Origin of the sequence: Nocardioides agri (genome assembly GCF_013778305.1) — a bacterium.
GTDB classification, from domain to species: domain Bacteria; phylum Actinomycetota; class Actinomycetes; order Propionibacteriales; family Nocardioidaceae; genus Nocardioides; species Nocardioides agri.
This window is the reverse complement of sequence record NZ_JACEIC010000002.1, coordinates 110,035-123,186: the sequence shown is the minus strand read 5'-3', so window position 1 is coordinate 123,186 and position 13,152 is coordinate 110,035. Positions and strand designations below refer to the sequence as shown.

At 70.5% G+C, this 13,152-nt stretch carries 13 protein-coding genes; 11 read left to right on the top strand and 2 right to left on the bottom strand.

Annotation, left to right across the window (positions count from 1 at the left end):
- Positions 1–128 precede the first annotated feature (128 nt).
- On the top strand, positions 129–2,117 hold the full coding sequence (gene thrS / locus HZF07_RS05100) for a threonine--tRNA ligase (RefSeq protein WP_181644822.1): 1,989 nt from the start codon (positions 129–131) through the stop codon (positions 2,115–2,117).
- A complete protein-coding gene (locus HZF07_RS05095) occupies positions 2,114–3,073 on the top strand; it encodes a glycoside hydrolase family 25 domain-containing protein (RefSeq protein ID WP_181644821.1) in 960 nt (319 codons plus the stop codon). Before thrS ends, HZF07_RS05095 begins: the two co-directional genes overlap by 4 nt.
- On the opposite strand, the gene HZF07_RS05090 is transcribed toward HZF07_RS05095, so the two are convergent.
- The gene (locus HZF07_RS05090; protein WP_157340067.1) at positions 3,070–3,543 is read right to left on the bottom strand and encodes a GNAT family N-acetyltransferase; all 474 of its coding nucleotides are present in this window, start codon (positions 3,541–3,543) and stop codon (positions 3,070–3,072) included. The two genes, HZF07_RS05095 and HZF07_RS05090, sit on opposite strands and share 4 nt — an antisense overlap.
- A 23-nt stretch (positions 3,544–3,566) precedes the next feature.
- Here HZF07_RS05090 and HZF07_RS05085 point away from each other — a divergent pair, with 23 nt between their 5' ends.
- Both HZF07_RS05085 and HZF07_RS05080 read left to right on the top strand, forming a co-directional pair.
- A complete protein-coding gene (locus tag HZF07_RS05085; RefSeq protein WP_157340066.1) occupies positions 3,567–4,091 on the top strand; it encodes an HIT family protein in 525 nt (174 codons plus the stop codon).
- Positions 4,088–4,840, top strand: coding sequence for an inositol monophosphatase family protein (locus HZF07_RS05080; RefSeq protein ID WP_309504515.1), 753 nt, complete (start codon positions 4,088–4,090; stop codon positions 4,838–4,840). The genes HZF07_RS05085 and HZF07_RS05080 overlap by 4 nt, the downstream gene beginning before the upstream one ends.
- A gap of 173 nt (positions 4,841–5,013) precedes the next feature.
- Here HZF07_RS05080 and xylA read toward each other — a convergent pair whose 3' ends face one another.
- Complete coding sequence (gene xylA / locus HZF07_RS05075; RefSeq protein ID WP_157340065.1) at positions 5,014–6,192, bottom strand: xylose isomerase; 1,179 nt, start codon at positions 6,190–6,192, stop codon at positions 5,014–5,016.
- 208 nt (positions 6,193–6,400) lie between these two features.
- On the opposite strand from xylA, the gene HZF07_RS05070 reads away from it, so the two are divergent.
- The 7 genes from HZF07_RS05070 to HZF07_RS05040 all read left to right on the top strand — a co-directional run bounded on the left by HZF07_RS05070 (position 6,401) and on the right by HZF07_RS05040 (position 13,146).
- The gene (locus HZF07_RS05070) at positions 6,401–7,504 is read left to right on the top strand and encodes a sugar ABC transporter substrate-binding protein (RefSeq protein WP_232523014.1); all 1,104 of its coding nucleotides are present in this window, start codon (positions 6,401–6,403) and stop codon (positions 7,502–7,504) included.
- Positions 7,505–7,634: 130 nt separating this feature from the next.
- Positions 7,635–8,447 (top strand): ATP-binding cassette domain-containing protein, encoded by an 813-nt coding sequence (locus HZF07_RS05065; RefSeq protein ID WP_309504513.1) that lies wholly within the window; start codon positions 7,635–7,637, stop codon positions 8,445–8,447.
- Complete coding sequence (locus HZF07_RS05060) at positions 8,444–9,691, top strand: sugar ABC transporter permease (RefSeq protein WP_157340064.1); 1,248 nt, start codon at positions 8,444–8,446, stop codon at positions 9,689–9,691. Before HZF07_RS05065 ends, HZF07_RS05060 begins: the two co-directional genes overlap by 4 nt.
- A 4-nt stretch (positions 9,692–9,695) precedes the next feature.
- Positions 9,696–10,880 carry an ROK family transcriptional regulator gene (locus HZF07_RS05055; protein WP_157340063.1) on the top strand — a complete coding sequence of 395 codons (1,185 nt, stop codon included), beginning with the start codon at positions 9,696–9,698 and terminating at the stop codon, positions 10,878–10,880.
- 40 nt (positions 10,881–10,920) lie between these two features.
- Positions 10,921–11,541, top strand: coding sequence for a phosphatidylinositol phosphate synthase (pgsA, locus tag HZF07_RS05050; protein ID WP_157340062.1), 621 nt, complete (start codon positions 10,921–10,923; stop codon positions 11,539–11,541).
- 2 nt (positions 11,542–11,543) lie between these two features.
- The gene (gene pdxS / locus HZF07_RS05045) at positions 11,544–12,449 is read left to right on the top strand and encodes a pyridoxal 5'-phosphate synthase lyase subunit PdxS (RefSeq protein ID WP_157340061.1); all 906 of its coding nucleotides are present in this window, start codon (positions 11,544–11,546) and stop codon (positions 12,447–12,449) included.
- Positions 12,450–12,588: 139 nt separating this feature from the next.
- On the top strand, positions 12,589–13,146 hold the full coding sequence (locus HZF07_RS05040; RefSeq protein WP_157340060.1) for an alternate-type signal peptide domain-containing protein: 558 nt from the start codon (positions 12,589–12,591) through the stop codon (positions 13,144–13,146).
- Positions 13,147–13,152 lie beyond the last annotated feature (6 nt).

Sequence of the window (13,152 nt, the reverse complement as noted above, 5' to 3'; positions counted from 1 at the left end):
GGGGCCTGATTCGTGAACGGCCTCGTCCAGCGGGCGGCGTACCGGCGCCCTGGTCGGAAACCGCCGCGCGGGTGGGGGACCGCGGTCGATACGATCGAGGGGTCCGTCCCCCACGACAAGGAGCACCCGTGTCCGACCTGAAGATCGTCCTCGCCCACGCCGACGCGCGTGAGGACCGGTCGGTGACGACGGGCACCAAGGCGTGGGAGCTCTTCGCCGAGGACCCCTCGATCGTCGCCGCGCGCGTCAACGGCGGGCTCAAGGACCTGTCCTACGAGCTCGCCGACGGCGACGAGGTCGAGGGCGTGGCCATCGACAGCAAGGACGGTCACGACATCCTGCGGCACTCGACCGCGCACGTGATGGCGCAGGCCGTGCAGCAGCTCTACCCCGAGGCGAAGCTCGGCATCGGACCGCCGGTGCAGGACGGCTTCTACTACGACTTCGACGTCGAGACCCCGTTCGTGCCCGAGGACCTCGCGAAGATCGAGACCGCGATGCGGAAGATCATCAAGGAGGGCCAGCGGTTCGAGCGCCGCGTCACCACCGACCACGACGCGATCGGCGAGCTCAAGGACGAGCCCTACAAGATCGAGCTGATCGGGCTCAAGGGCTCGGGCAAGTCCGACGACGCCGCCGAGGGGGCCAGCGTCGAGGTCGGCGCCGGCGAGCTCACGATCTACGACAACGTGCGCCGCAACGGCGAGGTCGCCTGGGGCGACCTGTGCCGCGGCCCGCACCTGCCGACCACCAAGCGGATCCCGGCGTTCAAGCTGATGCGCACCGCGGCGGCGTACTGGCGCGGCGACGAGAAGAACAAGCAGCTGCAGCGCATCTACGGCACCGCCTGGGAGTCCAAGGAGGCGCTCGAGGAGCACCTGCACCGGATCGAGGAGGCCGAGCGGCGCGACCACCGCAAGCTCGGCCGCGAGCTCGACCTCTTCAGCTTCCCGGACGAGATCGGCTCGGGCCTGGCGGTGTTCCACCCCAAGGGCGGGGTCATCAAGCGCGAGATGGAGGACTACGTCCGCCAGCGCCACATCGAGGAGGGGTTCCAGTACGTCGGGACCCCGCACATCTCGAAGGAGGGGCTGTTCCACACCTCCGGGCACCTGCCGTACTACGCGGACACCATGTTCCCGCCGATGGAGTTCGAGGGCGCCAACTACTACCTCAAGGCCATGAACTGCCCGATGCACAACTTGATCTTCAGGTCGCGCGGGCGGTCCTACCGCGAGCTGCCGCTGCGGCTCTTCGAGTTCGGGTCGGTCTACCGCTACGAGAAGTCCGGCGTCGTCCACGGGCTGACCCGCGTCCGCGGCCTGACCCAGGACGACTCGCACTCCTACGTCACCCCCGAGCAGGCGCCGGACGAGGTCAAGCACCTGCTCGACTTCGTGCTCGGTCTGCTGCGTGACTTCGGGATCGACGACTTCTACCTCGAGCTGTCGACCCGCGACGACTCCAAGCCGGACAAGTTCGTCGGCACCGACGAGGACTGGGCGACTGCCACCAAGGTCCTCGAGGACGTCGCGGTCGGCTCCGGCCTCGACCTGGTGCCGGACCCCGGCGGGGCCGCGTTCTACGGCCCCAAGATCTCCGTGCAGGCGCGCGACGCGATCGGCCGGACCTGGCAGATGTCGACGATCCAGTACGACTTCAACCAGCCGAAGGGCTTCGACCTGCACTACACGGCCGCCGACGGCTCCCGTCAGCAGCCGGTGATGATCCACTCCGCGAAGTTCGGCTCGCTGGAGCGCTTCTTCGGCGTCCTCGTCGAGCACTACGCCGGCGCATTCCCCCCGTGGCTCGCGCCCGTGCAGGTGCAGGCCATCCCGGTCGCCGACACCTTCGCCGACTACCTGCACGACGTCGCCAAGCAGATGCGGGCCCGTGGGATCCGGGTGGAGGTCGACGACTCCGACGACCGGATGCAGAAGAAGATCCGCAACGCGCAGCTGCAGAAGGTGCCGTTCATGGTCATCGCCGGCGCCGACGACGTGGCGGCGGGCGCGGTCTCCTTCCGCTACCGCGACGGCCGCCAGGACAACGGGGTGCCGCTCGACGAGGCGATCCAGCGGGTCGCCGACGCGGTCGCCTCGCGCGAGCAGGTGTGATCCGGCGCGCCGCGGTGCTCGTCGCCGCGGTCGCGCTGCTCGCAGGCTGCTCGTCCGACCCCGAGGCAGCGCCGGAGCCGTCCGCCTCGCCGAGGCCGACGGCGGTCGTCACGCCCACGGCGGACCCCGAGGCGGCGCGGCTCCAGGCGCTCGCGCAGCTCGCCGAGCAGCGTGCCGCGGAGCTGCCCGTGCCGACCGCCACGGCCTCCGTCACGGACCCAGCCACGGCCGGCGGCCGGCCGGTGCTGGGCGCGGACATCGGCTGGCCGCAGTGCCCCGAGGGGCTCGGGATCCCCGAGCGGCGCACGCTCGGCCGGCCGATGCCGCTCCCGCAGGCGCGGTACGTCGTGGTCGGGCTGACCAACGGCCCCGGCTTCACCGCCAACCCCTGCCTCGCCGACCAGGTGGCCTGGATCCGCGAGCGGCACCTGCTCGCAGCGGCGTACGCCGTGGTCAGCCAGCCGTCCGAGGAGCAGGTCGCGGCGTACGGCGGCCGCGGCCCGTTCGACGCCGCCACCGACCTGGGCGCACTGGCGAACGCCGGCTACCAGCAGGCGCTGGCCAACGTCGCGACGATGCGCGCCGCGGGCCTCGCCTCCCCGAGCGTGTGGCTCGACGTGGAGCACGTGCCGGACTTCGAGTGGAGCGACGACCTGACGGCGAACGCGGCCGTCGTGCAGGGGTCGGCGCGTGGCTACACGGACGCCGGCTATGCCGTCGGCGTCTACTCGACCCCGCTCCTGTGGAGCGACGTGGTCGGCGACCTCGCGCTCCGGGTGCCCGAGTGGCGCGCCGCCGGCCAGACCTCTCAGGAGGAGGCGCTGGCGCGATGCGGCGACGACTGGATGATCCAGGGCGGAGAACCGGTGATGGGGCAGTGGGTCGCCGACCGGCGCGACCACGACGTCACCTGTCCCGGCGTGAGCGACCTCGGCCGCTGGTTCCAGCAGTACTAGAGGAGGCGCTTCTCGTAGCGGCGGCACGGCGAGACGTAGGTCGTCCCGCCGGCGCTCACCTCGTACGGGAGGTCGCCGGCGTCGCTCCAGCCGTGCTTCTCGTAGAAGCGGCGGGCGCGCGCGTTGCCGACCACGACGGCCAGCCAGGCCACGTCGTACCCCGCCTCTGCGACCCGCTCCTCCGCAGCCGCGAGCAGCGGGCCGGCGACGCCGGTGCCGTGCCGGTCGGGGTCGACGAACACCTGCTCCACCTCGTCTCCCGCGACCATCGCGAACCCGACCAGCTCACCGTCGACCTCGGCCACCGTGGTGTCGGCGACCCTGCTGGGCGTGCGCTCGTGGAAGGCCGCGAGGGTCCGGCCCTGGGTGAGCCCGTCCGGCACGTGGCCGGGGTGGGCGACGTGCCAGGCGCGGTGCCAGATGTCCGCAACGGTCGCCATGTCGTCGGGACGCGCGGGTCGGAGCTCCATGGGCTCACCCTAGGGTTGCCTGCATGAGCGACCCCGTGGGACAGGAGCGCGACGGCTTCGAGGGCTTCGACCGCCTCTGGACCCCGCACCGGATGGCGTACATCGTCCCGACGGAGCCCGCCGAGCAGCAGGGCTGTCCCTTCTGCTCGATGGCCGACCGGCCGCTCGAGGAGAGCCTCGTCGTGCACCGCGGCGAGACGTGCTTCGCGGTGCTCAACCTGCACCCCTACAACCCCGGGCACCTCATGGTGCTGCCGCACCGCCACGTCGCCGAGCTCGAGGACCTCACGACCGAGGAGGCCAACGAGGTGATGGCGATGACGCAGCAGGCCGTGCGGGTGCTGCGCGAGGTCAGCGGCCCGCACGCGTTCAACATCGGGCTCAACCTCGGCGGGATCGCGGGCGGGTCGCTGTCGCAGCACCTGCACCAGCACGTCGTACCCCGCTGGTCCGGCGACGCGAACTTCATCACCGTCCTCGCCGGCACGAAGACCCTGCCGCAGCTGCTCTCCGACACCCGCTCGCTGCTCGCAGAGGCGTGGACGTGAACGACGCGGAGCTGGCCGCCCGGCTCGTGCGCGAGGCCGGCACCCTGGCGAGCCGGATGCGCGAGGAGGGGCTCGAGGCCGAGGAGAAGGCGTCGATCTCGGACGTCGTGACCGCCGCGGACCGGGCCGCCGAGCGGCTGGTCGTCGAGACCCTCGCCGTCGAGCGACCCGACGACGGGGTGCTGGGGGAGGAGGGCGCCGCGCACGAGGGGACGTCCGGCCGGCGCTGGGTAGTCGACCCGGTCGACGGCACCTACAACTTCGTCGCGGGCCTGGACTGGTGGTGCTCGGCGGTCGCGCTGGTCGACGGTGACGACCTCGTGCTCGGCGCCATCCACCACGCGCCGTCGGGCCGCACGTTCGTGGGCGGTCCGGACCTGCCCTCGACCGTCAACGGTCAGCGCCTGCCCCGGATCACCGACCGGCCGCTGGCCGCGTCGTGCCTGGCCACCTACCTGCACCCGCCCTTCCTCGAGAGCGAGGTGGGCACGGTCTTCGACCGGGTGGCCGGGCAGGCGGCGACGCTGCGGATGCTGGGCTCGGGGTCGATGGACGCGACTGCGGTCGCCGAGGGCCGGCTGCACGTGGTGTGCCAGCACTCCGTCCCGCCGTGGGACGAGCTCCCCGGCGCCGCGATCATCCGCGGCGCCGGTGGCACGACCGCGCAGGTCGAGGCCGCCGGCGTCACCTGGTACGCCGCCGGCGCGCTGACCGCGGTGGCCGACGTCGTCGGCGCGCTGTCCCGATAGCCAGCGACGTAGTGGTCGTTCCGGGCGGCCCGGAACGACCACTACGTCTGTGGGTATCCCGCCGTGGCGGCCGCCGACGTCATCGGCGCCCTGTCCCGATAGCCAGCGACGTACCGGTCGTTCCGGGCGGCCCGGAACGACCACTACGTCTGTGGGTATCGCGCCGTGGGGGCCTAGCGCACGCCGTACAGGTGCTCGAGGGCCAGCTGGTCGAGGCGCTCGAAGGCCATGCCGCGGGCAGCGGCGGCGTCGGGGTCGAAGGACTCGGCCCGCAGGTCGGCCACGGTCTCACCGGCCGCCAGGGACGGCTGGGCGAGCTGGTCGAGCCGGGCGTCGAGCAGCGCCTGCTGGACCTCGGGGTCGGCGCGGAAGGCCCGGACCTTGTCGCGCAGGATCAGGTAGTTGCGCATGCAGGCGCGGGCCGACTCCCAGACGCCGTCCATGTCCTCGGTCCGCGGTGGCTTGTAGTCGAAGTGCCGCGGACCGTCGTACCCGCCGTTCTCGACGACGTCGACGGTCCAGAAGGCACCGCGGGCGTTGCCGGCGCCGAAGCGCAGGTCCTGGTCGTAGCGCGGGCCGGTCTGACCGTTGAGGTCGATGTGGAAGAGCTTGCCGTGCCACAGCGCCTGGGCGAGCCCGTGCGCGTAGTTCAGCGATGCCATCTCCTCGTGGCCGACCTCGGGGTTGAGGCCGACCAGGTCGGGCCGCTCCAGCTCGTTGATGAACGCCAGCGCATGCCCCACGGTCGGCAGCAGGATGTCGCCGCGCGGCTCGTTGGGCTTGGGCTCGATCGCGAAGCGCAGCCCGTAGCCCTGCTCCTCGGAGTAGGCACCGAGCACGTCGAAGGCCTCCTTGTAGCGGGAGAGCGCGTCCTTGACGTCCTTCGCGGCACCCGACTCGGCACCCTCGCGACCGCCCCACGCCACGAAGATCTTCGCGCCGAGCTCGGCGGCGAGGTCGATCTGGTCGGCGGCCTTGCGGATCGCGAAGCGGCGGACGTCGCGGTCGTTGTTGGTGAAGCCACCATCGCGGAAGACCGGGTGCGAGAAGAGGTTGGTGGTGACCATCGGCACGACCAGCCCGGTCTCCTCGAGCGCCCTGCGGAACGGCGCTAGGTGCTGCTCCTTCTCGGCCGGGGAGGCGTCGAACGGGAACACGTCGTTGTCGTGGAAGGTGATGCCGTAGGCGCCCAGGTCGCTGAGCCGGTGGATCGCCTCGGCGGGGTCCAGCACGGGTCGCACCGCGCCGCCGAAGACGTCGACGCCCTGCCAGCCGACGGTCCAGAGGCCGAAGGAGAAGCGGTCCTCGCGGGTAGGGGTGAAGGCGGTCGGATCGGTGCTGCTCGCAGTCATCGGAGTCCTCGTCTCGATCACGATTTGGTTACGCTCAGGCGGGGCTGCACTTGGTTTGAACGTGCAACAAAACACGCGCGCTGGAAGTGCTTGCTGCGCATGGCCCGGCTAAGTATGTTGTCCCGGACAACATATACCGTGATGGTCGTCACATCACAGGTACCAAGCCATGGAGGTCGAGGAAATGGTCAGGAGCAAGGGGGCGCGGATGGCGTCTCTCGTTGCGGTCGGAGTGCTGGCGTTCGGTGCGCTGTCCGCGTGCGGCGACGACAGCGACAGCGACAACAACAGCGGCGACAGCGGCGACAGCAGCGGGTCGCCGGCTGCCGAGGGCAAGGTCGGGGTCATCCTGCCGGACGAGACGACCTCCCCGCGCTGGGAGGCCAACGACCGGCCGAGCCTGCAGGCCGCGTTCGACGACGCCGGTGTCGAGTCGATCATCGACAACGCTGGCGGCGACGTCGCCAAGTTCGGCGAGATCTGCGACAGCATGATCAACGAGGGCGTCACCGTCCTGATGATCGTCAACCTGGACTCCGAGTCCGGCAAGGCGTGTCTGTCGAAGGCCACCGAGGCCGGCGTCCAGAGCATCGACTACGACCGCCTGACGCTCGGCGGCGGCGCGTCGTACTACGTGTCGTTCGACAACGTCGAGGTCGGCCGGCTGATGGGCCAGGGCCTCGCGGACTGCCTCGACGCGGACGGCAAGTCCAAGGGCAACATCATCTACATCAACGGCGACCCGAACGACAACAACGCGGCGCTGTTCAAGTCCGGCTACGACGAGGTCCTCAAGCCGATGACCCAGTACAAGCTGGTCGGCGACCAGAGCGGCTTCTGGGACGCCACCAAGGCCGGTGACGCCTACGAGCAGCTGTACACGAAGAACAACGGCAAGATCGACGGCGTCGTGTCGGCCAACGACACCATGGCCGGCGGCATCATCGCCCGCATGAAGGACAACGGCACCGCCGGCACCGTCCCGGTCACCGGTCAGGACGCCTCCGTCGAGGGCCTGCAGAACGTGCTCGCTGGCTACCAGTGCGGCACGGTCTACAAGAACACCGACCTCGAGGCGAAGGCTGCCTCGGACCTCGCGATCGCGCTGATCAACGGTGACGACCCGTCGTCGCTGGCGACCGGCTCGGTCAAGGACACCGAGACCGGCAAGGACGTCCCGTCCTCGCTCGCCGTCCCGGTGTGGGTCACCGCCGATAAGGTGCAGAGCGTGATCGACGACGGCTTCGCCAGCGCGTCGGACATCTGCGTCGACGAGTTCGCCAAGGCCTGCGAGAAGGCCGGCATCAAGTAACGACGCCGGCGCCGCAAGGCACCGCTCGGGGGTCCGTCCCTACCGGGACGGGCCCCCGAGCCCCTTTTCACCGCGACGCGAAGCACCTCGGGTGCGCGTTGCGTTCCATCCACCGACGGAGGAGACCCCTGTGTCCGTCCCAGCCGCCGAAGAGGCAGCACCGACCACGTCGGGCCAGCCGCTGCTGAGCCTGCGGGGCATCCAGAAGAGCTTCGGCGCCGTGCACGTGCTGCGCGGCGTCGACCTCGACGTCCGGCCCGGTCACGTGACCGCGCTGGTCGGCGACAACGGTGCCGGCAAGAGCACCCTGATCAAGGGCATCGCCGGCATCCACGCCTTCGACGAGGGCGAGTACCACTTCGAGGGCAAGCCCGTGAAGGTGCACGGCCCGAGAGACGCCAACCAGCTCGGGATCGAGGTCGTGTACCAGGACCTCGCCCTGTGCGACAACCTCGACGTCGTCGACAACATGTTCCTCGGCCGCGAGCTCGGGCGCAGCGTCCGGCTCGACGACAACGCCATGGAGCAGCGCGCCCGCGAGACCCTCGACGGTCTCTCGGTGCGTACCTTGAAGTCGGTGCGCACCCACGTGTCCGCCCTCTCGGGTGGTCAGCGGCAGACCGTCGCGATCGCGCGCGCCGTGCTCTGGAACTCGAAGGTCGTCATCCTCGACGAGCCGACCGCCGCCCTCGGCGTCGCGCAGACCGAGCAGGTCCTCCTGCTGGTACGGCGCCTGGCCGACCGTGGCCTCGGCGTCGTGCTGATCAGCCACAACCTCAACGACGTGTTCGAGGTCGCCGACGACATCGCCGTCCTCTACCTCGGCCAGCTGGTCGCCCAGGTCCGCAAGGACGACGTGACCCGCGGCGAGGTGGTCGAGCTGATCACCACCGGCTCCTCCGAGAAGCGCGGCACCGACACGACCAACGGAGTAGACCGATGAGCGCCACCACCCAGGCTCCCCCGGAGGAGCGAGCGAGCCTCGGCTCCATCGCCCGTGGCTACCTCGACAAGGTGCGTGGCGGTGACGTCGGCTCCCTGCCGGCTGTCCTCGGCCTGATCGCCCTGGTCATCGTGTTCTCGGTGCTGCGGCCGGACACCTTCACGACCGAGCTCAACTTCGCGAACCTGATCGGCCAGTCCGCGGCCGTCATGGTCCTCGCGATGGGCCTGATCTTCGTGCTGCTGCTCGGCGAGATCGACCTGTCCGCGGGCTTCACCGGAGGTGCGGCCGCCGCCGTGCTCGGCGTCACCCTCACCAACCACGACTGGCCGCTGGTGCCGGCGCTGCTCGCGGGAATCCTCACCGGCACGCTCATCGGCCTGTTCATCGGCCTGCTGGTCGCCCGGGTCGGGATCCCGTCGTTCGTCGTGACCCTGGCGCTCTTCCTGGCACTCCAAGGCGTGATGCTCTGGATCATCGGCGAGGGCGGCACGATCGGCCTCCGCAGTGAGTTCGTCCTCAAGCTCAACAACGGGTCGATGCCGATCTGGCTGGGCTGGCTGCTGACGGTGCTCACCGTCGTCGGCTACGCCGGGACGAACCTCCTGAAGATCCGCACGCGGCGGGCGAAGGGGCTCAGCGCCGAGCCGATGCTCCTGTGGGCGATCAAGTCCGGCGCGTTCGCGATCCTGGTCGTGGCCTTCACGGCGTACCTCTCGCGTGAGCGCAGCCCGAACCCGGCCCTGAAGTCGCTGAAGGGCGTCCCGAACGTCGTCGTGATCATCCTGGCGCTCGTCGTCCTTCTCGGCTACGCCCTGTCGCGCACGTCGTGGGGCAAGCACGTCTACGCCACCGGTGGCAACGCCGAGGCCGCTCGTCGGTCCGGCATCGCCGTGCCGTGGGTGAAGATCAGCTGCTTCATGACCTGCTCGACGATCGCTGCCCTGGCTGGTTTCCTGGCGGCGAGCCGTACGAACTCCGTCTCCCCGAACACCGGTGGCAGCGACACGCTGCTGCTCGCCGTGGGCGCAGCGGTCATCGGCGGCACGAGCCTGTTCGGCGGCAAGGGCAAGATCACCGACGCGGTCATCGGCGGCCTGGTCGTCGCCGTGATCCGCAACGGCATCATCCTGCTCGACCAGCCGTCGAGCGTGTACTACATGGTGACCGGCGCCGTGCTGCTGTTGGCCGCCTCCGTGGACGCGATCAGCCGGCGGCGGGCGACCGCATCCGGCCGGGTCTAGCCGTATGCCCACCCCCATCGGCGTCGGCACCGAGGAGCTCCGTCGCGCGAACCTGCGCGCGATCCTCCAGACGGTGCACACGCACGGTCCCACCACGCGTGCAGTGCTGACGAAGCAGCTCGGGCTGAACCGCAGCACGATCGGCGCGCTGACCGGCGAGCTCCAGTCGCTCGGTCTGGTGACCGAGCAGACGCCGGTGGTGGGTGGGCGCGGTCGACCGTCCAACCTGGTCGTGCCGAGCACGGACAACGTGGTCGTCGCGGTCGACGTCGGGGTGGACCGCATCGCGGTCGCCGAGGTCGGCCTCGGCGGCGAGGTCCTCGCCCGCCGTACCCGGGGCCACCAGCGCGGCAAGCACGACGTCGCGCACGTCGTGGACTCGGTCGCGCAGATGGTCGAGGACATCCTCACCTCCTCGGCTCACTCTCGCTGCCTGGGCGTCGGCGTCGCCGTCCCGGGCGCGGTGCGCGCCGACGACGGGCTGGTGCGATTCGCACCCAACCTCGGGTGGGTCGACGAACCCTTCACCGAGCTGCTCGCCAAGCGCCTGTCCCTGCCGGTGTCGACCGGCAACGACGCCAACCTCGGTGTGCTCGCCGAGCACATCCGCGGTGCTGCCGTGGGGTTCTCCGAGGTCGCCTACCTGTCCTCGAGCGTCGGCATCGGTGGCGGCTTCCTCGTCGGTGGCCGTCCGCTGACCGGCGCCAGCGGGTACGCCGGGGAGGTCGGCCACATGCAGGTCGACACCGAGGGGCCGGTCTGCCGGTGCGGTGCGGTCGGCTGCTGGGAGATGAAGGTCGGCGAGAACGTATTGCTCCAGCACGCAGGGCGACTGTCCGGCGGTGGCCCGCCGGCGGTGGCCGAGGTGATCGCGTCTGCGCGGGCCGGCGACGCCCGGGCGGCCGCGGCCGTCGAGGAGGTCGCGGAGTGGTGCGGGGTCGGCATCCGCGCGATCGTCAACCTCTTCAACCCCGACGTGGTCGTCCTGGGCGGCTGCCTGGCGCAGGTCTGGCGCGCCGCCGAGCAGCAGGTCGACGAGGCGATGCACCGCAGCGCCCTGGTCTACCAGCGTGCGGACACCGTCATCCGATCCGCCGGGCTGGGCGACGACTCGCCGCTCATCGGCGCCGCCGAGCTCGCCTTCGAGCCGGTGATCGACCACCCGCAGACCGTTCCCCAAGCGGGTTGACCCGCTGACCTGGGCGGCGGCCCGGTAGCCTGCTGCCGCCATGATGGAACGTTTCCGCGCCTTCTGGACGAAGGTCATCTCCCCGATCGCCCACCTGCTGCTGCGCCTGGGCGTCAGCCCCGACGCCGTCACGCTGGTCGGCACGCTCGGCGTCTGCGCCGGCGCGCTGATCTTCTTCCCCCAGGGCGAGCTGCTCACCGGGTGCCTGGTGATCACGGCGTTCGTCTTCAGCGACCTGCTCGACGGGACGATGGCGCGCACGTCGGGCCGGGTCACCAAGTTCGGCGCGTTCTGGGACTCCACGCTCGACCGGATCGGCGACGGCGCGATCTTCATGGGTCTCGCGCTGTACTTCGCGTGGGAGGAGCCGAGCAAGGTCTACCTCGTGCTCAGCCTGGTCTGCCTGCTGATGGGCGCGGTCACGTCGTACGCCCGGTCTCGCGGCGAGACGCTGGGCTTCGACGTCAAGGTCGGCATCGCCGAGCGGGCCGATCGCCTCGTGCTGATCCTGGTGATGACCGCCTTCAGCGAGATCCTCGACCTGCCGATCCTGCTGCCGATCGCGCTGTGGACGCTCGCGATCGCGTCGACGATCACGGTCGGCCAGCGGGTGTGGGTGGTCCGGCGTCAGGCACTGGCCGAGGCCCGCACTACGATCTGAGCATGGCTGAGAGCACCACTGACGAGACGAGCACCGGCACCACCCGCGTCAAGCGCGGCATGGCTGAGATGCTCAAGGGCGGCGTGATCATGGACGTCGTCACCCCCGACCAGGCGAAGATCGCCGAGGACGCCGGAGCGGTGGCGGTGATGGCGCTCGAGCGGGTGCCGGCGGACATCCGCGCGCAAGGCGGCGTCTCGCGGATGAGCGACCCCGACATGATCGACGGGATCATCGAGGCGGTCTCGATCCCGGTGATGGCCAAGGCGCGGATCGGCCACTTCGCGGAGGCGCAGGTGCTGCAGAGCCTCGGCGTCGACTACATCGACGAGTCCGAGGTGCTGACGCCCGCCGACTACGCCAACCACATCGACAAGTGGGCGTTCACCGTGCCCTTCGTCTGCGGTGCGACCAACCTCGGCGAGGCGCTGCGCCGGATCACCGAGGGCGCGGCGATGATCCGGTCCAAGGGCGAGGCCGGCACCGGCGACGTCTCCAACGCCGTCACCCACATGCGCACGATCCGCCGGGAGATCCGCCGCCTCGGTGCGCTCGAGGAGGACGAGCTGTACGTCGCGGCCAAGGAGCTGCAGGCGCCCTACGAGCTCGTCAAGGAGATCGCCGATCAGGGCAAGCTCCCGGTCGTGCTCTTCACGGCCGGCGGCATCGCGACCCCCGCCGACGCGGCGATGATGATGCAGCTCGGCGCCGAGGGCGTCTTCGTGGGCTCGGGCATCTTCAAGTCCGGCAACCCCGCCCAGCGGGCCGAGGCGATCGTCAAGGCCACCACGTTCCACGACGACCCCGACGTCGTCGCCAAGGTCTCCCGCGGCCTCGGCGAGGCGATGGTCGGCATCAACGTCGACGAGATCCCGCAGCCGCACCGGCTCTCCGAGCGCGGCTGGTGAGACCGGCGGGGCGGTCTAGACGCCTCGCCCACAGTTCCTCCACGCGACGGTAACAACGGCGTGGCGGCGCGCCCGTCTCCCTCAGGCTCCCTGCCGTGGGGGGACTCGGACGGTCCGTGTCCCCAGTAAGGGGACAGAGATGAACAAGACCACCAAGGGTGCGCTCGCCGCGTCGGCCGCTGCCGTGCTGCTGCTGGGCGGCGCAGGCTCGCTGGCCTACTGGAACTCGACCGAGACCGTCGCCGGGACCACCATCGGCTCCGGCTACCTCAAGCTCGTTCCGACCGGGTCCACCGCCTGCGAGGGTTGGAAGCTCGACGGCGAGACCGGGTTCGCTCCCGCGACGGACAAGATCGTCCCGGGTGACGTCCTCACCCAGGTGTGCAGGTTCACCGTCAACGCCAAGGGCAAGCACCTCAAGGCCAACTTCGACGTCACGACCCCGACCTGGAACGGCGCCAGCTCGGCCGGCTCGCTGACCAACGAGCTGTCCGTCGCTGCCGACTACCAGGTGGGGACCAACAGCTACCTGGCGCCCACCAAGCCGACCAACGTGTCGATCGCCGACAACACCAACATTGTGGCGACCGTCAGGGTGACGTTCAACGAGGCGGCCGCGACGAACGCCTCGAACGTCGCGGGTGGCCTGTCGGCCCTCCTGAACGACATCACCGTCACGGCGACGTCGGCCCACTGAGACACC

Excerpts from the sequence above, each read along its gene's own strand:
- HZF07_RS05090 (WP_157340067.1), bottom strand. The coding sequence starts at position 3,543 with ATGGAGCTCCGACCCGCGCGTCCCGACGACATGGCGACCGTTGCGGAC.
- HZF07_RS05085 (WP_157340066.1), top strand. The coding sequence starts at position 3,567 with ATGAGCGACCCCGTGGGACAGGAGCGCGACGGCTTCGAGGGCTTCGAC.
- xylA (WP_157340065.1), bottom strand. The coding sequence starts at position 6,192 with ATGACTGCGAGCAGCACCGATCCGACCGCCTTCACCCCTACCCGCGAG.
- HZF07_RS05070 (WP_232523014.1), top strand. The coding sequence starts at position 6,401 with ATGGCGTCTCTCGTTGCGGTCGGAGTGCTGGCGTTCGGTGCGCTGTCC.
- HZF07_RS05060 (WP_157340064.1), top strand. The coding sequence starts at position 8,444 with ATGAGCGCCACCACCCAGGCTCCCCCGGAGGAGCGAGCGAGCCTCGGC.
- HZF07_RS05055 (WP_157340063.1), top strand. The coding sequence starts at position 9,696 with ATGCCCACCCCCATCGGCGTCGGCACCGAGGAGCTCCGTCGCGCGAAC.
- pgsA (WP_157340062.1), top strand. The coding sequence starts at position 10,921 with ATGATGGAACGTTTCCGCGCCTTCTGGACGAAGGTCATCTCCCCGATC.
- pdxS (WP_157340061.1), top strand. The coding sequence starts at position 11,544 with ATGGCTGAGAGCACCACTGACGAGACGAGCACCGGCACCACCCGCGTC.
- HZF07_RS05040 (WP_157340060.1), top strand. The coding sequence starts at position 12,589 with ATGAACAAGACCACCAAGGGTGCGCTCGCCGCGTCGGCCGCTGCCGTG.